Here is a 21,083-nt window from a genome sequence, read left to right on the forward strand (position 1 = left end):
GAATGCCAATTTTAAATATCTATTAAATTCAAATAGTTACGGTTTTTTTGGTGTGCGCTCGGGCAATAATTTGCTTAAAATCGAGCGAAAAATCGCCTAGCGAGCAAGGGGTTGCTCGCTAGGTGGGGTGGAAGGTTTTTTTGAGAGTTAGCCGCCAATGTTGACTGAGGCGCTACCCATCACAACACCACCACAATCAACGGCGCCACCAGTTACGGCGGCTGGTTTTCCATTGATGAAGACTGAAGAGGATCCAGCTGCAATGGCTCTCGGGTGGGGTGGGTTTTTGGGTTTGTCGTGTGGCTCTAGTGGGTCACCGACGCGTGCAGCAGGGCTACCATCATATTTTACATTCGGTGAGCCAGCTGTCACTGGGGTGGGTGGGAAACCGTCGTGATCCGTTCCTGTGTCGCCAACTTTCACTGCGCTTGGCATGGTGTTCTCCTTGAAATAATGAATTGAACCCTATTTTTTGTGTGGATATTTCTTTACTGGTAATCAAATTTTATATGTTTATTACAATATATTCTGATTTATTTCTTTTCAACTTTTATCTTTGTGTGACTTTAGGTGTATCTTGTAAGTTATTGTTTTAAAAGTAATTATTTTTATTTTAGAAGAGGTTGGTGTAGATTATTTACATAAAGCTTACATTAAATTTGCTTTTTATTTTGTTGAATTGTTTTCTTTCTCTCTGTAGGCTTCGCGTTAATAAATGTAAAAAAATGTATTTGTAGTTAGATAGTTATATTTTAAAAGTGCCTTGAAGTTTTAGAAAAAGGATTTGAGTTAGCTTTTTTTGATGATGCCATTTTTAATGGTTTTTTGATTTTTGCTAAGTAAATGGAAGTTATTTTTTGGTATTTCTTGCCTTATTTTTTCATTTCTATGTTTTTTCTTTTTGTAATTCTTCTTTGTGCTTTTAGATTTAAAGCAAAATACTCGCTTTGTGTTTTTGATTTTTAGATGGTTTTCTTGATTGAAAATAATTTTCGATGTCGGGTATTTGTCGCTTGAGTGGTTGGTTTTAGGCTGGTTGCCAGAAGCTGATGATGCTTAAGTTTTTTTATGAAGTAGTTTGATGGAGGACAATATGTCAAAAGAAGGAAGTGTGGCGCCGAAAGAGCGGATTAATATTAAGTATATTCCTGCTACTGGTGATGCTCAATCTGAGGTTGAGTTGCCTCTTAAAACTTTGGTTGTTGGCGATTTTAAGGGGCATTCAGAAGATACGCCCCTTGAAGATAGAAAAAGCATTTCTATCGATAAATCTAATTTTGAATCAGTAATGCGCGAAAGCAATTTACGTCTTCAAACCACTGTTAGTAATAAGCTTGACGAAGAGGGTGGCGGTGATTTAGCTGTCGATCTTGCTTTTAATGGGATTAATGATTTCTCCCCTGACTCAATTGCCTCACAGGTTCCTGAGTTGAAAAAATTAATAGAATTAAGAGAGGCTTTGGTGGCACTTAAAGGGCCGCTAGGAAATATTCCGGCTTTCAGAAACAGTCTTCAAGGTTTGCTAGCATCAGATGAAAGCCGTGATCAATTATTGGCTGAGCTAAATCTTGCCCATGAAAATGAGTCTAATTAATTAGTTCAATGATCAGTGCACTAAGTTAAGAAATTACTAGCAGGGATACAAATATGTCTACAAATGATATTGCGGTAGAAGGAAGTTCTATCAGTCAGGGTAGTGGAAATCTACTTGATGAAATAATGGCGCAAACTCGCATAGCTCCTAATGAAGAGGGTTATGATGTTGCGAAGAAAGGTGTTGCGGCCTTTATCGAGAACTTGCTTCAGTCTAATAAAACTGAGGAGCCAGTTAATAAGACTCTAGTTGACCAAATGCTTGTTGAACTGGACAGAAAAATCAGTAGTCAAATGAATGAAATACTACATGATGAATCTGTGCAGCAGATGGAGTCAGCTTGGCGTGGGTTAAAGTTGCTTGTTGATCGTACTGACTTTAGAGAGAACAACAAAATTGAATTAATTCATGTGACAAAAGCTGAGTTGCTAGAGGATTTTGAATTTGCTCCTGAAACGACTCAAAGTGGTCTTTATAAGCATGTTTACTCCTCTGGTTATGGCCAGTTCGGCGGAGAGCCAACGGGTGCTATTATTGGTAACTTTGCTTTCACTCCATCTACTCCAGATATGAAATTGCTTCAGTATATGGGTGCTCTAGGTGCAATGTCTCATGCGCCATTTATCTCAAGTGTTGGTCCTGAGTTTTTTGGCATTGAGTCTTTTGAAGAGCTTCCGAATCTTAAAGATCTAAGTTCTATTTTTGAAGGGCCGAAATATGCTAAATGGCGTGCTCTTCGTGAATCAGAAGATGCTCGTTATATTGGTTTAACTGCGCCGCGTTTCCTATTGCGTGTTCCGTATGACCCAATCGAAAATCCGATTAAATCTTTTAACTATCAAGAAGATGTGAGCCAGTCACATAGTAGTTATCTTTGGGGGAATACCGCTTTTGCCTTTGCTTCTCGTTTAACTGACAGCTTTGCTAAATACCGCTGGTGCCCAAATATTATTGGTCCGCAGAGTGGTGGTGCAGTAGAAGATTTGCCGGTTCATGTGTTTGAGTCCATGGGGGAATTACAGGCAAAAATTCCAACTGAAGTGTTGGTGACTGATAGAAAAGAATTCGAATTAGCCGAAGAAGGTTTCATCGCATTGACCATGCGTAAAGGTAGTGATAATGCTGCTTTTTTCTCTGCAAACTCTGTTCAGAAGCCTAAGATTTTCCCAAATACGAAAGAAGGTAAAGAAGCTGAAACGAACTACCGCCTCAGTACTCAGCTGCCTTACATGATGATCATTAACCGACTAGCGCATTACGTTAAAGTGTTGCAGCGTGAGCAGATTGGTGCATGGAAAGAGCGCGGCGATCTTGAGCGTGAATTGAATGGCTGGATCAAGCAATACGTTGCCGATCAAGAAAATCCTCCTGCTGATGTACGTAGTCGTCGTCCACTTCGCGGTGCAAAAATAGCAGTGTCTGATGTGGAAGGAAATCCAGGTTGGTATCAAGTGTCTTTGTCTGTTCGTCCTCACTTTAAATATATGGGTGCGAACTTCGAACTTTCACTTGTTGGCCGTCTAGATCAAGCATAAAAGTATGAGCTATCTAGTAGATGAAAATAGTGTATTTGGAGTTGGCTTTCTTGAAAGGCTGACAGTTAATGCTGGTCCTATTTCTTTGTCTCAGGGGCCTGACTCTATAGATGTTCTTAACTCAATAAAGTTAAACGTTGCTAACGTTTTGAATACTAGGTTAGGGGAGGCGCAATCCGCCCCTAACCTAGGACTGATAGACTTTAATGATGCTTCTTTGGGGGCTATGGATTTATCTTTAAAAGTGAAGTTGGCGGTTCAGAAGTGTTTGACTGCATATGAACCTAGGTTGTGTAACTTGCAAATTAAAACGGTTACGGATCCAGATAACCCTTTGGGTTTATGTTTTCATATTAACGCTGGCATTAACAGTGCCGCTCTTCATGACAAAGTAGAGATAAATCTAATACTTGGCAATGATCGTAAATATAGAGTGTATTAGCTGTGAGCCAAGATAAGTATTTTAGAGAAGAGCTGACTTTTTTACGTGAGCAGGGAAAGCAATTTACTGAGATTCACCCTCAGCTTTCCCGTTTCTTGCATGGGCGAAATACGGATCCTGATGTTGAGCGATTGTTAGAAGGTTTCGCTTTTTTAACAGGTCGTTTAAGAGAAAAAATTGAAGATGAATTTCCTGAATTAACACACTCCATCATCAATATGCTTTGGCCTAACTATTTAAGGCCTGTACCAAGTATGAGTATTGTGAAGTTTAAGCCTGAGGATAATGTCAGTGTAAAGCATGTTATTCCTTCGGGTGTTCAATTAGATAGTCAACCAGTATTTGGAACAATATGTCATTTTAGAACATGCCGTGATGTATCTATTTACCCTTTAGATTGTGTTGATGTTTCTACTCAGCATACTAGGGAAGCTAGTACGATTAATTTGTCGATGAAAATTGACGGAGATTTAACCGTTGATGACATCAAGCTTGATACGCTTAGATTCTATTTGGGCGGTGATAAATATAGTGCTGAAATGACCTATTTATGGCTGAATCATTATTTAGAAAAAATCGTCATAGAGGTAGGTGGTGTTGAGTTTAAACTGCCAAAAGACGTTTTTTCACTGGTTGGTTTTGAAAGTGGTGATGGTCTACTTCCGTACCCTAAAAATGTTTACGATGGCTATCGTATTCTGCAAGAATATTTGACATTTTCTGAAGGTTTTTATTTTTTTGATCTAAAGGGGTTGTCTAGTGCCATACCTAACAATGTCTCTGGTGAATTCAGTATTAAGATGGTTTTTAATAAAACCTTCGAGCCAGGTGTAAAAGTTAGAAAGGAGATGTTTCAGCTTTATTGTGCTCCAGTTGTTAACTTGTTCGAACACGATGCTGATCCTGTCGATCTAACGGGTCGTAAGACTGAATATAGAATAATACCATCCAGTACCTCACCGGCTCATTTTGAAGTATTTAGTATTGATGAAGTGGCTGGGTGGCAGAATAGTAGTAATGGTAATCATGCTAGAGGTGCTAAGCGTGTTTATTCTTCATTTGAGAGTTTTCAGCATGAAGTGGAACGAGCTAGACATCGAGAGTCTCTCTATTACAGAGCTCGTGTAAAAGACAGTATTAGAAATGATGGTTTTGATAGTTTCATTTCATTTATTAGAGGCGATGAATCATCTGTTTATAATTTTGATGAAGCCGTATCTATAAAGCTGACGTGTACTAATAGGCAGCTTCCTCTTGAGCTTGGCGTAGGCGATATTAGTGAGCCGACAGACACGTCTCCAACATTTGCGACGTTTGAAAATATAACCATACCATCGCCGCCATTAAGACCTGTTTTAGATGGTAGTTTACTTTGGACTCTTATATCCAATTTATCGCTAAATTATTTATCTCTATTATCCAAAGATGCTCTTTGTTCCGTGCTACGTGCTTATGATTTTAAGGCATTAGTCGATCGTCAGGCTGAGCGGGTGTCTAAATTAAGGTTAAGTGGCATTCTTAAGATCGAGTCAATGCCGACGGATAAATTAATATACGGAATGCCGATAAGAGGTCTTAAATCAACAATAACGCTAGATCAAGCTGCTTTTGGTTCTGAAGGCGAGTTGTTTTTGTTTGGCACGGTTTTAAGTAAGTTTTTTTCTTTATACGCAAGTATCAATTCTTTTCATGAATTGGTCGTTATTAATTCAAGCAATAAAGAGGCATATACGTGGGGACTTCAGGAAGGGATGCAACCGCTGATTTAGAGTATATCGCCTCTTCCAGTGCCCAAGATATATTCCCAAGTGATGTAGAGAAATTTAATTTCTATCAATTGGTAGAGCTGTTATATCAGCTTGTTGAGCAAGATCCAGAAGAGAGTGATTGGGAATCGAAGTGTAGATTAGTATTTAGTGCGAATCCAAGTTTAGGTTTTTCTCCAACAGATGTTTCTTCTTTAACGCTTTTGGAAGGTAATCGATTACAGCTAGAAACGAATTTTTTTGGATTGACCGGTTCGCAGTCTCCATTACCGGGTTTTATGCTTGAACAATTGGTAACAGAGGATGAGTTTGGTTTAAAGCGTCAGTTTTTAGATTTTTTTAATAATCGGCTTATCTCACTTGTTTATCAAATATGGAGAAAATACCGTCATTATATCCGCTTTCAAAATGAAGCAAAGGATAAATTCTCAAGCCAATTATTTGCTTTAGTCGGATTGGCTGATGAGGAGATGAGAGGCGATACCCCGATAAACTGGTGCAAAATGCTGGCTTATTCAGGGACCTTGGCTGGACGGAGCCGCTCTCCTCAGGTTGTTGAGGGGATTATTTCCCATTGTTTTGATTTGCCGGAAGTGTCAATACGGCAGTGGGTTAAGCGCAAAGTGCCTATTCATCCAGAACAAAAGATGCAATTAGGTATGCAAAACTGTGGATTAGGTCGAGAAACTGTTTTAGGTGATGCTGTCAACGATATTAAGGGTAAGTTTGCTATAGAAATTAGAGGCTTAGACAAAGAGCGATTTGCTGATTTTTTGCCTAGCGGCCGGGAATTTCTGCCTTTATGTAAGTTGGTTGAGTTCACTTTGAGAGAGCAGATGGCTTATGACCTTGAGCTGGTTTTAAAAAAAGATGAAGGCTCTGCTATGTCATTGGGCAACGGTAGTGTGTCGTTAGGATGGACATCGTTTTTAGGTGAGCCAAAAGAGATGAAAAAAGTAGTCATACAGGTAAGGCAATAGTCATGGATAACATCACTCAACGAGTCGCTAACTTTATTGTTGCAAATGTACGGTCGCTTGAAGCAGGGCTTTTGGCGAAAGTGTCTTTTGAAAAGAGCGGTGGCGTAATTGGTTCTGCCTTAGAGGTAGATTGGCATCTTAAAGATAGAGGCCAATCAATTCACCCTTTTCATTGTGAAATCGTTTTTATTGATGATTCTTTTTGTGTAAAAGACCTTTGTGGCAAAACATACGTTAATTCATCAAGTATGCCTTTAGGGGTTAATAATTTAGCTCGGCTTAATGATGAAGATGAAATAAAAATTGGCGAATATGAGGTTCGTGTATTTTTAGATAGAGAGTCTGAGTTAAAAGAAAGCAGTCATTCACTTGAACAGTTTTTTTTAAATAAAAAAAATAGTTTGATTGATGGTTCTGATACTGACGAATTTGATAATGATGATTTTGAAAAAATTACTAAACGTGTAACTGAGCTAGATCCTATTGTCATGCTTGATAGTAAAAAAGGCTCAGAAGAGGAAGAAAGTCTAATAGATGACGCATCTCTTTCAGATGAAATTTATGAAGATTTTATTAACCCTGTTTCAAATCATAGTAGTAATTTTTCATCGAAATTTACCGTTCAGGCCGACACAGATAATGATATAAGCGCTGCTTTTGGGCTTAATGACATACGACGCAATGCTTCCTTGAGTGAAAAGGAAAGTAAAGCTCAAAAATTAAAGAAGTTTTTTTCTAAATCGATTTTCCACAGCGAAAAAGAGAGTGAGAAAAAAAGTGAAATACAAGTAATGGAGACACATGCAATGGACGATAATGTTTTAGACCTGCTCGAGCAGGAAGTGGGAAAAACCTACAGCAAAGAAGATACAGCAAAGTCGAGTTCGCAGAATAAAATACAGTATGACAGCGGTCACTACGAGAATAATCACGTACTTGCAGGGCCTTTAATGTCAGGACTTGAAGTATCTATCGGAAGCCATTCCAGTGTAGAGGAAATGCAAGCATTGTCCGCTGAAATTGGAAGTACCCTACGAGTGTGTGTGCAAGGTTTGCTTGAACTGCATTCTCAAGTAAAAGATAGCCGATATGGAATGATGCATAGAAGTCTACAGCCTATAGAAGATAACCCTCTTAAGCTTGGCCTTTCCTACGAAGATACGATTCGTACTATGTTCGATGAAAACAAAAGCGCTGTGCACTTGTCTGCAACATCCTCAGTTGAAGAAAGTCTTAAAATGATAAGTATTCATAATGAGGCTGTTCAATATGCAACTAATATTGCTCTAGGGCAAATCTTGCATGCATTATCCCCCGACGCATTATTAAAACGATTTAGCCGTTATAACCGCGATGGAAAAAGTAGTGACGATGATAAATCATGGGCATGGGAAATGTATGAAAATTATTACAAAGAGTTAACCTCAAATCGCCAGAAAGGCTTTGAGAAATTATTTTGGGAAATATTTGAGCAGTCTTATGATAAGAAATTACGTGAGAAGCATGCTGAATAATCGCTGGTTAACAGTATTGACACCATTTTTGTTGGTGGTGTTTTTAGCTGGCTGTAGTTCTTCACCGACCGTTGATCCTTCAGAGCAGCTAACGCGGGTTACTTTTAGTTTGTTTGCCGGTAAGGATGTTAACGCTGGGGAGTCTGGCGTGGCGGCGCCTGTTGAAATTCAGGTGTATGAATTGGTTGATGACTCTATGCTGATGTCTGCTGATTTCGATATGATTAATAAAGATTATGAAGAGGCGCTGAAGAATAATTTTATTAAAACTTATGATTATGTTCTTACTCCAGAACAGTTTAAATTTGTTGGCGATTTTGAAATAGATCCTGAGACAAATTATATCGGTGTTGTTGCTAAGTTCGCTGAGCCAGATAAAAGTGACTGGAAAAAAGCGGTTAAAATTTTAAACCGTGGAAGAGTGTATCATTTACTGATGTATTTTAATGGTTATGAGATAAAATTGGAAAAGGTTGAATAGTTATGATTTCTAGGAACAGAGTGATTTGGAATGAAGGACTATTTATTAAGCCTCAGCACTTTCAGCAGCAGCAGAGATATAATGAATACAGTTTAAACGAACGAGTGCAGTCTGTTAGTAGTTATTTGTATGGAATATCCCAGCTGTCTATTAACCCTGAGTACCTGTCTTTTGGAAGAATAGCGATCGATAGTGCGGTTGGTGTGATGCCAGATGGCACAGTTTTTCGTATTCCTCAGGATGACATGCTTCCAGATGCTCTTGAAATAAATGATGCGACTTTAACGGGTCAGACGATATATCTGGCAATACCTCTAAAAAATGAGTCTTTGTTAGAGATTGATTGGCCTAATGAAAAAGGGACCGGAAGATACGCTAGCCACCGTCAAGAAGTGAAGGATACTCAGTCCTTAGATGGTGATACCGCGGTCATAGATCTTGCCTCTATGCGTCTTAGGTTAATGTTTGAAAAAGATGATCGCAGTGCTTATGCCTCTATAGCCATCGCGCAAATTCGTGAGAAGCGACAAGATGGCAGCATTGTTTTGGAGCCAGATTTTATACCTTGTCATCTAGATGTTAACTGTAATCCCCAGTTGCATAGGTGCATTAATGAGTTAGCTGGTTTGATGAAAGAAAGGGCGAAAGGCATCGCTGTGCGTTTAGGAGCATCAGGACAAGGTGCTATTGCGGATGTATCTGACTTTATGTTGCTTCAGGCCTTAAATAGGTTGCAGCCTATTCTTCAACATCTTGTTAACTTAAAGAGGCTGCATCCTGAGCGCTTATATGAAGCGCTAGCATCTATTTGCGGCGAACTGTCTACATTTACGGATGAAAGCCGTTTATCTCCAGATTTCAAAGGCTATAACCATGACTTACCAAGTGATCCTTTTTGGCAGGTTATTAAATATTTACGTCAAAGCTTAAGTGTTGTTCTAGAGCCAAGAGCGGTCTCCGTTCAATTGCATCAACGTAAATACGGGCTAATGGTTGCTCCAATTCATGACACTCAATTAATAGAAAGTGCTGACTTTATTTTGGCTGTCAAAGCGAATATGCCGTTAGATGAGCTACGAAATCTATTTATTCAACAGACAAAAGTGTCTTCAGTAGAAAGAATTAGAGATTTAATTTCTCATCAGTTGCCAGGTATACCTGTTTTACCTTTACCAGTCGCACCAAGACAGCTCCCATATTATTCAGGCTACACATATTATCAATTAGATAAAACAAGTGATGCTTGGAGAATGCTAGAAAACTCATCCGGTTTTGCTTTCCATGTCGCGGGTGCTTTTGAAGGCTTAGATTTACAATTTTGGGCGATAAGGGACTAATTATGGCTACTAATGGTGTTATCGGTAAATATGATGATTTACTGTTTGATGAAGCCGAGAAAATAAATGAGGATAAGGATTATTGGTTCCAAATAAAAGGCCACAATAATAATCCGTTAATTGATTCAGCAACCACGTTTTTTGGGTTGTCATTACGAGTTAAGTCCTTAAGCGAATGCGAAAATATTGAAGAGATATATAAACAGACGATCGAAGAAATAAACATCATAGAGATGGAATTGTCTGATAAGAATTATGAGCATTCAGTGCTAATGGCATATCGCTATATATTATGCGCTTTTTTAGATGAAGCGGTAATGGGAACGAGATGGGGAGGCGCATCTGTGTGGGCCGAATACTCAATGTTATCTCGATTCCACAATGAAACTTGGGGTGGTGAAAAAGTTTTTTCAATTTTGTCTAGATTGGAAAAAGACCCTAGTCGCTATAAAGATTTACTTGAATTTATATATTACTGCCTTGTTTTAGGCTTCGAAGGAAAATTTAAAGTTTTAAATAACGGCAAAGAAGAAAGAGAGAAAGTAATTAGTAGTCTTCACTCTGTGTTAAACAGAGATAACGACGAAGAGCCTTTAAGACTGACTTCAAATAATGATCATGTTGTAAATACTCGATATAAGTTAAGTCGACAACTTCCGGTTTGGTCTGTTTTTGCTTTTTTTGCGGCATTTTGGGGATTAACCTTTTGTGGTTACCTATTTTTATTGAACTCTAAATCGTCAAGTGTACTTGAACAGCTAAATCAAATACTGCAATAACAACTTCGCCTTATATTTTATTTATTAACACCATCACAAGGAATAAGGGAATAACGTGATTAGAATTGAACTGTCCACACTGATCTCTAAATTAAACTCACAGAGCAAACTTGCTTTGGAACAAGCTGCGGCATTATGTATTGAACGACAGCACCACGAAGTCAGTATAGAGCATTTTTTAAGCGTTTTACTTGAAAACCCTATGTCTGATGTGTGCGTTATTCTTGAACACGTCAAGTTGAGCAAGGATGATGTTCAATCTGCTATCTCAAAAAGCTATCCAAGATCAACAACGCTTGATACCTATCCAGCATTTTCTCCGTTGTTAGTTGAGCTTTTGCAGGAAGCTTGGCTGTTATCTTCAACAGAGCTAAACCAAACAGAATTACGATCTGGTGCTATTTTACTTGCCTCCCTTATTCACCCAGATCGTTATTACTCTTTTGAAATGATTTCGCTCTTTGAAAAGATCAATAAAGAAGCCATCCGTAAGAATTTTGATTTTGTGTTAGAGACATCCTCTGAATCGGATCATCCGGTGCATGATTCACAAGATAAATCTTCTCAACAAACAGCGACAGGCAACTCTGCGCTGGGTAAGTTTTGTACCAATGTGACCTTGCAAGCGAAGAATGATGAGCTCGATCCAGTGCTTTGTCGTGAAGATGAATTGAATCTTATGGTCGATATTCTCTGTCGCCGTAGAAAGAACAACCCTATTGTTGTGGGTGAGGCTGGCGTTGGTAAAAGCGCGGTTGTTGAAGGGCTAGCATTAAGGATTGTCGCCGGGAATGTGCCGGATAAGCTGTCGAATGTAGAGATTCACTCTTTGGATTTAGGTCTTCTGCAAGCCGGAGCATCGATTAAAGGGGAATTTGAAAAACGCCTTAAAGGTATTATTGATGAAATCAAATCCTCACCTGTTTCTATCATTTTATTCATTGATGAAGCGCACACGTTAATCGGTTCTGGAAACCAAGAGGGTGGCAGTGATGCGGCTAACCTATTAAAGCCTGCTCTGGCCCGTGGTGAGTTGTCTACGATTGCAGCAACCACTTGGAAAGAGTACAAGAAATACTTCGAGAAAGATCCCGCACTCACTAGACGCTTCCAGCTGGTTAAGGTGGAAGAGCCATCCGTTAGCCAATCCGTTGATATTATGCGTGGTTTGCACCATGTCTACGAAAAAGCGCACGGCGTGCTCATCCATGATGATGCCCTGAAAGCGTCTTCTGAATTGTCTGCCCGCTATTTGTCTGGGCGACAGCTGCCTGATAAAGCCATTGATGTTCTTGATACGGCCTGTGCGCGTATTGCCATTAATATATCCACACCGCCTAAAGTTTTAGGTCAGCTAGAAAATCAATGCTGCACACGTCAACGTGAAATCGACATGCTGAAACGACAAGCATCGATTGGGCAGCCTGTTGATAACGACTATCTAGAGAGCCTTATTGATTTAGAAGCTCAAGCTGAAACGGAGAAGGAAGCTTTGCTCAGAAACTGGTCAACTCAAAAAACGATAGTCGAAAAAATTATCGATCTTCGTCAGTCTATTCTACGTAACCCAGTGAATGGTGATGAAGCGTTAAGCGCTGATGAGCTTGATGAACTTCGTGAACAACTTACCAGCAGCTATCAAGAGCTTGAAGCGATTCCACGCAACGAGCGTTTGATGTACCCAGAAGTTAACGCACAACAAATTGCAGAAGTGATTTCCGATTGGACCGGTGTACCGATTGATCAAATGAATTCCGATGAGCTGCATAAAATCACCCATTTACCTGAAATTTTAAGTGCCAAGATCAAAGGTCAAGATGTCGCTATTGAATGTGTTCATAGACACTTATTGACTTCTAGAGCGGATCTTAGACGACCAGGTCGTCCAAAAGGGGCTTTCTTATTAGTTGGCCCAAGTGGTGTGGGTAAAACTGAAACGGTTATCCAGTTGGCTGAAGAACTGTATGGCGGTAAGCAATTCCTAACCACCATTAATATGTCCGAGTACCAAGAGAAACACACCGTTTCTCGATTAATTGGCTCACCTCCAGGCTATGTGGGCTTTGGTGAAGGCGGTGTGCTGACAGAAGCAATTCGTAAGAAGCCATATTCCGTTGTGCTTTTGGATGAAGTGGAAAAAGCACACCCAGAAGTGTTGAATTTATTCTATCAAGCCTTTGATAAAGGGGAGTTGGCAGACGGAGAAGGTCGATTAATTGATTGTCAGAATATTCTCTTCTTCTTAACGTCGAACCTTGGCTATCAAACCATCGTAGATAATGTGGATACACCAAAAGAAATTGAATCCAAGCTTTATCCTGAGTTGGTGCCATTCTTTAAGCCTGCTCTGTTGGCTCGGATGGAAATTGTGCCGTATTTGCCGCTCAATAAAGAAGTATTAGAAAAAATTGTGCTTGGCAAATTGTCTTTCTTGGAAAATGTGTTGCACAAGCGCTACGCAGCGGAAGTCGAGATTGATCCAACATTGGTTCAAGAGATTTTGAATCGTGCAACGCGTTCAGAAAATGGCGCTCGAATGTTAGAAGCGATTATAGAAGGTCAGGTATTGCCACCAATTTCACTGGCTCTTTTAAATCGATTGGCGGAGCAGCAACCGGTATCTCGAATCTACATGACGGTAGAAGATGGGGAATTCGTTGGTGAGATCGAATAGTAATGAATAATTGGCTTAAGTCTGCAACTGAGTTGGTTGTTATTCGTAGCTCCGCTCAGCTGCTGTCTAAATTTACGCAGCTGCTTGATACCGAGTTGGGTTGCAGAGGCGTTTATTTATTAACGCCTTCTGCCGATGGCCGTTTTGTAGAATGCGGCATGGGCGATAGTCGTCAACTGAATTGGTCTGTCTCTGATTTTGATAACCCATTTGCCCATGTTATTCATTCAGGCAAAGCGATGGCATTGCGGAACAGTGAATTGCTTTATTGGCTATCAAATGATGGTTTTAGTGATTTGATCGGCTGTACCGATGATTCGGTGAAAGTCGTTATTTTGCCAATGCTTTCAAAAGATGGGCAGCTTCAGGCTATTTTGGTGCTTAAGATAGACAGTTACTCGAAACATGACATGGACAGCGATGAAAACTTTTTAGATCTGTTGTCTGTTTGTGCAAATCATTTACAACTTATTAATGAAATGGAAGCAAAGAAAAGGAAGTCGCAGTTGCTGTCACAATCATTGATTGAAGTGGAGCAAGGCAAGATAAAAAACCACCTACTGGATGGCCTTGCCAACGTGCTAATAGGTCAGAGTGAGGTTATGAAGTCGTTACGTGAGCAGGTAGCTATTGCGGCTTCCTCTCGTCTTTCGGTGATGATCCAAGGAGAGACCGGAACAGGCAAAGAACTTGTTTCACGCGCCGTACACGATTTGTCTTCACGTAGTAAAGCGAGCTTTGTTGCCATCAACTGTGCCGCTATTCCTGAGCATTTGCTGGAGAGCGAGCTGTTTGGCTACGTCAAAGGAGCCTTTTCTGGCGCGGATAAAAGCAAAAAAGGGTTATTAGCCGATGCTGACGGTGGCACTTTATTTCTGGATGAAATAGGTGATATGCCCTTAGCTCTGCAAGCTAAATTATTAAGAGTATTAGAGTCCCATAAATATCGCCCAGTAGGCTCTGAAAAAGAGCTAGATTCCAATTTTAGGTTGGTGGTTGCTACCCATTTAAATTTAAAAGAGCAGGTACTGAACAATAAATTCCGCAAGGATTTGTATTACCGCTTATATCAATACCCGATTACTTTACCTCGATTAAAAGATCGAACATCAGACATAGAGAGACTCAGTGCGTATTTTGTTGAGCAATATAACGCAAAACATAAATGCAGCGTACGAGGTCTTCATTACAAAGCGTTGGATTGCTTACTGGATTACGACTTTCCCGGAAATGTTCGTGAATTGAAGCACCTTATTGAATACGGCGGTGCTCAGACGCAAGACGGCGAGCAGATAGAGTTAGCTCATATCCAAATAAAATTGGATAGCGACATTGGTAGCTTTGGTGAAACAGAGCCTAAAAATCGAGCGGTTGTTGAGCTGTCTGACATTCGTGATCTTAAAGTTGCGGTCAGAGAATATGAGTCCAACATCATCGCTTCTAGGTTGCGTGAGTTTGATGGAGATAGAGGGAGGACGGCTGAGAGTTTGGGAATTCCCAAAAGAACCTTGGCTGATAAGTGTGTGAAATTGGAGATATCCATTAATGATTAGATATTTGCTTTTACTTGTTATTTTTTGCCAAGTATCGACCCAGGCTTTTGCCAAAAATAATGACAATGAGTTATTGGAGAAAGCGACACGTTGTACGCAAGAGACGATGAATTTTGCCAGATTAACATGCTTTGATAAGGTTTTTTCAACACCTGTTCACATACCTGTAATCAGTGATAAACCGGATGCGTGGTTACGAGCGAAAGCGAGTGAGATGGCTCGTGTTGGTAACAATGACCCAATGTTAACTCTGGATGGTGATGATAGATGGATCACGATTCCAGCTTCAAACAAAGAGAACGAAGCTCTGTTTCCTGCGTTGATGTTCAGCTGTATCAGCGGGATTAGTCGGCTTGAAATGGCTTTGCCTGAGGCACTTGAAGATGGTCGAGTCGATATAGCCCTTGGCGGTTCATCGTCTCAATTGTGGCGCAGTGATGATACTGGTTTTTTGATTGCATCAGGGCGAGGTTTTATCGCCATTAATCAAATAAAAAGCATTCTTTCGTCCCCTAACTTGGTTGTTCGTTCCAATAACCCATCGATCGATGGACTTCAATTCGACACAAAGACGCTAAATGACACCATAAAACCACTACGAGAACAGTGTGGCTGGTAAGGATTTGAGCATGGATATTAATGTTATTCGAACAGCGATTCGTGAGCCTATATCTGTAGACCAGCCAGTCGGAGAAAATGCTGTTCATGATCCGCTTTATGAATTTGTTGATGATCAGATGATGAAGGTTGGCTCTTTATCCCATGGCTCAGTTCAGTGGGATAAGGCGGAAAAATCATTAATTGAATTACTTAGCAAGAAAACTAAGGATCTAAAACTACTGACGTACTTTTTTCAATGTTTACATAATAAAAATACACCAGACAGTTTGGCTTTATCCATTTTTGTTTTAGCCGATTTTATGTCTGAGTATTGGGAGATATGTTTTCCTTTTGCAGGTAAGAAAGGGAATTTACCGAGACGCAAGTTTCTTGGTCAAATTATTCAGCGCTTTGGCCTTGCCCTAGATAAGTTAGATTTTGCCGACTTCAATTCAGTAGAAAGAGACAATCTAAGCGCAGCCAATACCTTTTGGCATGACGTTGTTAAGGAAAAAGAGCTTGATTCAGAGAATGTGGAAACCGTCATTGACGTCATTAATAGAAAGCTACAAAACTCTGAAAAGAAACGCTTAGAGACAGAGGAGAAGGCGCAATCGCAGGCAGAGCCTAAACAAGCGGAAGAGTTGTCATCTAAACCAGCGATTGAAGTGGATAACAGCTCTGCAAAAAGTACCAAACAAACGCTACTAAAAGTGGCTGATTTTCTTTCGGAAAATGAAAATAGCGTTGAATTAGCGATCCGTATTCGACGATATGCTGTTTGGTCATCCATTACGACACTGCCAGATAATGTGAATAAGCAAACCTTGATCAATGCTTTGCCGCAAGAGCGAGTGAAAGAATATTGGAGCTCATTAGATAAGCCAGATGTTGCTTTGTGGAAGCGAGTGGAAGCGACTCTTACTGTTGCGCCTTATTGGTTTGACGGTCAGTTTTTAAGTTTTCAAATTGCTGAAAAGTTAGGCTACACAGAGAGTGCTCAAGCAATTTTAGCGGAAACGCAGCGGTTTCTTCAGCGTTTTCCTCCACTTTACGATTTCACTTTTAAAGAGGGAGAAGCATTCATAACTGCTACTTGCCAGGCTTGGTTAGAGCAAGTTAATGAAACCGATTTGGAAGCGTCAAATCTATCTGGCAATAGCTGGGCAGAGAGAAAAAAAATAGCCGTTGATTTGGTTGCTAAAGAGGGTATTGGTGCCGCTTTGTCCATGATCAATGAAGGGATTAGTAACGCTGTGGAGCCAAGGGATAACTATTATTGGCGCCTCATATCTACGGAATTATTGGAAGAAAATAAATTAAATGATTTAGCCCAGCAGCAGTTTCAACAATTACACACACAAGTTCAGTCAATGTCGGTTTCTGAATGGGAACCCTCTTTACTCAAGAGAGTAAAGAAGCACATTACAGTCAAATAAACCAAGGATAGTTCATGTTCAAACCTTTAGTTGGCCTATTAAAAAAACTCGTACCCAGCCTTGTTGCTGCATTGCCGTTTTTAACGTTACTAATAGTCGTCCTAATCAATCTTGCTATTTGGTTGACAGGCCCATGGTTGGTAATAAACGAAGAAGCGCCTTTGGCTTCTATAAGCGCTCGTTTATTAACGATGATAATATTTTCTCTTGCCTGTTTGGCGGCATGGGGGCTATTTCAATGGCGAAAGCTTAATGCATATCATAACGAACTGCAGCGAGAAGAAGCGCTTAGAGAAGACCCTGTTAAGGCAGCAGAAGAAAACCAAGAGGCTGAATTAAACAAGGTGATGGCTAACATGGAAAGCAGCCTTAATAAGCGTAATTATCTTTATGCTTTGCCTTGGTATCTTGTCATGGGGCTGGAAAATGCAGGTAAAACTAGCCTAATTAACCGATCTGGTCAGGATTTCACTTTCTCATCCATTCTAAAATCATCTGGTGAGGGGAGTAAGAATGCTTATTCTTTTGATTGGTGGGTTGGTGACACCTCTGTATTAATTGATCCCGATGGTGAATTGTTAACACAAGGTAAGAATGTTTCTGATCCTACTAGTAATGGCGTAATGGAAAAACGCTTATGGGAACATTTCATACATTGGCTGGAGCGAACGCGCAGTCGTCGTCCCCTGAATGGTATTGTGTTGGCATTGGACGTGTCGAAGTTAGCGACCTCTACAATTTATGAAAGAAAGGCTTTTGCTGCTATTTTAAGGTCACGTATCCGTGAACTCATGGAAACCTTGTCCACTCGCTTGCCTGTGTATGTGACCCTAACCAAGCTAGATTTACTGTATGGTTTTGAACCCTTCTTCAAGAATTATACAAAAGAACAAAGAGAAGAGGTGCTCGGTTTCACCTTCTCTCTTTCTTCCGTTGACGATCATGATAACTGGATGTCTGAGTTTGATTCGGAATATGAAGAGTTTATCAATCGCGTCAATGCAATTTTACCTCATACTGTGTCAAAGAATATTAGTGATGAAGACCGTAATGCCGTTTATAGCTTTACAAGGCAAATAAGTGGGTTAAAAGATATCTTATCCGTATTTTTCCAAGATGCATTAAGCAGTGATCAATTTTCTACTTCAGCCTTAGTTCGAGGTGTGTACTTCACCTCTGTTTATCAACAAGGTGTCCCTACGAATGCATTTGATGATGCCTCATCGAGACGTTATGGCCTGACGCATGCAATAAACAGTGCACAAAATGCCAAAAACTCAACCATGTATTTCACCAAGAATCTGTTTAATAACGTTATTTATCCAGAAGCTGGGCTGGCATCGGATAACTTTCGAGTCAGTAAACAGAAAAAACGCATTATGGTGTTGAGCACGGTTTCCTGCGTCATCATATCCTTGATTCTTATTGGCTCATGGCATCGTTATTATTTGAAAAACATAGAACAAGCCGATGCGGTATTAAACAAAGTGAATCTCTATATGGAAGAATACTCTTCTGATATGGAATTGATTTCTCAAAATGACATTTTGCCACCTTTGAATACTATTCGTGATGCGACTCTAGAGTTTGGCTTTTTTAGGGATAAACCAAGATACATTTCAGATTTAGGTTTGTACCAAGGTCATGCTATTGGGCCTCAGGTAGAAATGACCTACTTGAACCTGCTTGAGTATCGCTATCTGCCATCTCTAATGATGGAGCTAGTGGCGGACCTTAAAAACGCAGAAACGGACGAAAATAAGCTCTCTATATTGAGAGTCTATCGAATGCTAGTCGATAAAAATGGCCGTTATGATGAATTTGTGCTGAATTACTTCTCACGAAAGTGGCAGGTTAAATTTTCTGGAAATAAAGCCATTCAAGATAAGCTTTTACAGCATTTAGAATATGCACTACAGCATACGGACCTTTATGCAGCGCGCCTTGCTGGGGATAAAAATGCCGATAAAGTATTGCGCCCTTACGATAAGCTAATCGCACAAACACAGGAAGGGCTAGGCTCTTTAGCCATCGATCAGCGTGTTTACAGGAACTTAAAACAGTCAGCGCAAACAGCGTTAGGCGCAGATATCAATGTTCGAACTTTGGTTGGGCCTGCGTTTAACTTAGTATTTGCGGAAAGAGAAATAGGCAGTGATAAGCTGAATGTGCCTAAAGTACTGTCTAAAGAAGGGTTTAAAAACTACTTCTTGCCACAGTCTGAATCTGTGTCCGACTTAGCACTGATTGATAGCTGGGTATTAGGGCAAAATGATACCGCGCAATTTAGTAAAGCGGATAAACAGGCACTGAAGGAAAAAATTAGAGATTCCTATGTGGCTGATTACACAAATACGTGGCGCAGTGTTTTAAACGAAATTGATATTAAGAATTTTTCGAACATCAGTGAAGCGGTCGATGTGCTGGATAATTTAACGGGTAACGGGAAACCTTTACAGCGATTACTCACAACCTTAAGGGACAATACGAAGCTGTTTCCCGAAATACCGGAAGATGGTGAAGTTCGTGAAGAGATGCTGAAAAGTGTCAGTTATAATCTTGCATCAAGGTTGAATGCACCGTTTGCAGGGCTTAATAGCATTGTTGAAGCGAATAATGACCAGCCAGCTTATATTGATGAACTTTTATTATCTATTGAACAGTTAAGAGCTTATATAACGGCTATTCAGGATGCACCAGATATGGGCCGAGCGGCGTTAGAGACCATTAAATCTCGTAACTCTCTTAATAGTGTAGACCCCATTTATACCCTTTCTAGGGTGGCAACAGGGCTTCCAAAACCATTGGATTCTATGATGACCAAGCTTGCGGATGAAAGCTGGTATGTCATTAAGCAAGAAGCAATACATTATTTGGAAGTGAGATGGCGTGACGATATCTATAAAGTCTATGAGCAAAAGTTCGCTGGACGTTACCCATTTGATCCAAGATCTAGCCGTGATGTTTCATTGCAAGACTTTGAGGCCTTCTTTGCGCCGAATGGCCTATTAGATCGATTCTATAATGACCAGCTGAAAATGTTCATAGATGAAAATTCAAATATCAGTGGCGGTCATCAAGAAAAGTCACTCATCCGAGAGGATGTGTTAAATCAGCTTGAAAAAGCGAGGTTAATTCAAGATGCTTTCTTCAATAGAAAAGGCATATTGGATGTTAGCTTTGGGGTAGAGCCTATTCGATTAACGGCTAACAAACGAAGAGGTGTGTTGAATATCGATGGTCAATATTTATCCTACAGCCATGGACCAAGAAATAATGTAGAAGTTATTTGGCCAAATACGCTTAGAGATAATACGACCTCTAAAGTAACCCTAGTACCAACTGAGGCAAATGAGTCGCCTCGTAGTATTTCTACCGAAGGTCCATGGGCGCTTTATCGTCTACTGGACATTGCCAAAGTGGTTGGTGCTAGTGACACCAGTGTGACTTATCAATTTACGGTTGATGATGGTGATATGGAAGTCAAAATCAATGCAACCACCTCTAATCCGTTTACTCAGCGCTTATTTAAAAATTTCGAGCTGTCTGAAACCTTGTATTAATCAGTAAGGGGAGGCCTTGCCTCCCCTTACATCTATCATTATGACCGTATGAAACATGTAATTTATATTGAGAATAAACTTTTTTATATAGAGTCTGATTCTAGTCAGATTCGGGATGAAGAACGCTACTGTGCTATTAAAGACAGTATTAATCGAAGAGCCGCCCTGCCTAAAAGTCGCTTTGATTGGGGAGAGGTTTATACCGATGCAGAGTCACTTGCAGAAGCGGTAGGTATAGACTTAATTATGGCCAGTTACTTCACCGTGGCGGCGTTCAAAACCCAAGGTTTCCGCGGGTTTGCTAATGGCTTAGCGTTAATTAATTCCGCGTTATTAAACCAAGGTGTTAATGATTTAAAACAGCATAAGTTAAATAAAGGATTAGTGGGTTGGATTAAAAAAGAAATCATTGGTGATGTTGGCAAGTTGCAACCTAGCTATGACGCGTTACGAGACTTATACCGTTGTGAGCGTGAATGCCAAATATTAGACGATGTTTTAGGTAGCCAGCAGGAAATGCACGAAGGCTCCTTTGAAGAGGTTGCGCTGCAACTGCTGCAGCATATAGAGCGTCTTGAAATGCGATACCATCGTAGTGAAAAAGTGCAGGAGCGAGTGGTAGAAGAGCTATCGAAGTTTTCATGGAATGATACTGTATTGGTTGTGGCAGCGAGTCTGATCAGTGCCGCGTTCACCTTTGTTGTCATGACGTATTTGCCAAGATGATATTGAGCAAATAAGAGGTCTGCTTTTAGATTGAAGCAAACTCTTGCTCACTGGGCGACTTTTCGCCTGATCTCAAGCGAAGTTTTGCTCGCTGGTAAAG

16 protein-coding genes are annotated in these 21,083 nt (G+C 40.2%); 15 read left to right on the top strand and 1 reads right to left on the bottom strand.

Annotated elements, in window-relative coordinates:
* Nucleotides 1-147: 147 nt before the first annotated feature.
* On the bottom strand, nucleotides 148-435 hold the full coding sequence (locus DK187_RS20220) for a type VI secretion system PAAR protein (protein WP_111609108.1): 288 nt from the start codon (nucleotides 433-435) through the stop codon (nucleotides 148-150).
* Nucleotides 436-1,093: 658 nt separating this feature from the next.
* Between DK187_RS20220 and tssB the strand changes: the two genes are divergently transcribed.
* The 15 genes from tssB to DK187_RS20295 are packed head-to-tail and all read left to right on the top strand — an operon-like array spanning nucleotide 1,094 to nucleotide 20,983.
* Nucleotides 1,094-1,594, top strand: a complete 501-nt coding sequence (tssB, locus tag DK187_RS20225) for a type VI secretion system contractile sheath small subunit (RefSeq protein WP_111609109.1) — start codon at nucleotides 1,094-1,096, stop codon at nucleotides 1,592-1,594.
* A 53-nt stretch (nucleotides 1,595-1,647) separates the two neighbouring features.
* The gene (gene tssC, locus DK187_RS20230; protein ID WP_111609110.1) at nucleotides 1,648-3,129 is read left to right on the top strand and encodes a type VI secretion system contractile sheath large subunit; all 1,482 of its coding nucleotides are present in this window, start codon (nucleotides 1,648-1,650) and stop codon (nucleotides 3,127-3,129) included.
* A gap of 4 nt (nucleotides 3,130-3,133) precedes the next feature.
* Complete coding sequence (gene tssE / locus DK187_RS20235; protein WP_111609111.1) at nucleotides 3,134-3,571, top strand: type VI secretion system baseplate subunit TssE; 438 nt, start codon at nucleotides 3,134-3,136, stop codon at nucleotides 3,569-3,571.
* A 2-nt stretch (nucleotides 3,572-3,573) separates the two neighbouring features.
* On the top strand, nucleotides 3,574-5,340 hold the full coding sequence (gene tssF / locus DK187_RS20240) for a type VI secretion system baseplate subunit TssF (protein WP_111609112.1): 1,767 nt from the start codon (nucleotides 3,574-3,576) through the stop codon (nucleotides 5,338-5,340).
* The gene (gene tssG / locus DK187_RS20245) at nucleotides 5,304-6,317 is read left to right on the top strand and encodes a type VI secretion system baseplate subunit TssG (protein WP_111609113.1); all 1,014 of its coding nucleotides are present in this window, start codon (nucleotides 5,304-5,306) and stop codon (nucleotides 6,315-6,317) included. The genes tssF and tssG overlap by 37 nt, the downstream gene beginning before the upstream one ends.
* Before the next feature lie 2 nt (nucleotides 6,318-6,319).
* On the top strand, nucleotides 6,320-7,831 hold the full coding sequence (gene tagH / locus DK187_RS20250; RefSeq protein ID WP_111609114.1) for a type VI secretion system-associated FHA domain protein TagH: 1,512 nt from the start codon (nucleotides 6,320-6,322) through the stop codon (nucleotides 7,829-7,831).
* A complete protein-coding gene (gene tssJ / locus DK187_RS20255) occupies nucleotides 7,821-8,312 on the top strand; it encodes a type VI secretion system lipoprotein TssJ (RefSeq protein ID WP_111609115.1) in 492 nt (163 codons plus the stop codon). The genes tagH and tssJ overlap by 11 nt, the downstream gene beginning before the upstream one ends.
* A gap of 2 nt (nucleotides 8,313-8,314) precedes the next feature.
* On the top strand, nucleotides 8,315-9,649 hold the full coding sequence (gene tssK, locus DK187_RS20260; protein WP_111609116.1) for a type VI secretion system baseplate subunit TssK: 1,335 nt from the start codon (nucleotides 8,315-8,317) through the stop codon (nucleotides 9,647-9,649).
* A 2-nt stretch (nucleotides 9,650-9,651) separates the two neighbouring features.
* On the top strand, nucleotides 9,652-10,428 hold the full coding sequence (gene icmH / locus DK187_RS20265) for a type IVB secretion system protein IcmH/DotU (RefSeq protein WP_111609117.1): 777 nt from the start codon (nucleotides 9,652-9,654) through the stop codon (nucleotides 10,426-10,428).
* A 55-nt stretch (nucleotides 10,429-10,483) separates the two neighbouring features.
* Complete coding sequence (gene tssH, locus DK187_RS20270; RefSeq protein ID WP_111609118.1) at nucleotides 10,484-13,102, top strand: type VI secretion system ATPase TssH; 2,619 nt, start codon at nucleotides 10,484-10,486, stop codon at nucleotides 13,100-13,102.
* 2 nt (nucleotides 13,103-13,104) lie between these two features.
* Nucleotides 13,105-14,655, top strand: coding sequence for a sigma-54 interaction domain-containing protein (locus DK187_RS20275; protein ID WP_111609119.1), 1,551 nt, complete (start codon nucleotides 13,105-13,107; stop codon nucleotides 14,653-14,655).
* The gene (gene vasI / locus DK187_RS20280; protein ID WP_111609120.1) at nucleotides 14,648-15,274 is read left to right on the top strand and encodes a type VI secretion system-associated protein VasI; all 627 of its coding nucleotides are present in this window, start codon (nucleotides 14,648-14,650) and stop codon (nucleotides 15,272-15,274) included. Before DK187_RS20275 ends, vasI begins: the two co-directional genes overlap by 8 nt.
* Nucleotides 15,275-15,284: 10 nt before the next feature.
* Nucleotides 15,285-16,694, top strand: coding sequence for a type VI secretion system protein TssA (tssA, locus tag DK187_RS20285; protein ID WP_111609121.1), 1,410 nt, complete (start codon nucleotides 15,285-15,287; stop codon nucleotides 16,692-16,694).
* 14 nt (nucleotides 16,695-16,708) lie between these two features.
* Nucleotides 16,709-20,257 carry a type VI secretion system membrane subunit TssM gene (tssM, locus tag DK187_RS20290; RefSeq protein WP_111609122.1) on the top strand — a complete coding sequence of 1,183 codons (3,549 nt, stop codon included), beginning with the start codon at nucleotides 16,709-16,711 and terminating at the stop codon, nucleotides 20,255-20,257.
* Nucleotides 20,258-20,305: 48 nt separating this feature from the next.
* Nucleotides 20,306-20,983: a type VI secretion system ImpA family N-terminal domain-containing protein gene (locus DK187_RS20295; protein WP_111609123.1), complete on the top strand. Its 678-nt coding sequence runs from the start codon at nucleotides 20,306-20,308 to the stop codon at nucleotides 20,981-20,983.
* The last annotated feature ends 100 nt before the right edge of the window (nucleotides 20,984-21,083 follow it).

The organism is Marinomonas arctica (assembly GCF_003259225.1).
In the GTDB taxonomy this organism is placed as follows: Bacteria; Pseudomonadota; Gammaproteobacteria; order Pseudomonadales; family Marinomonadaceae; genus Marinomonas; species Marinomonas arctica.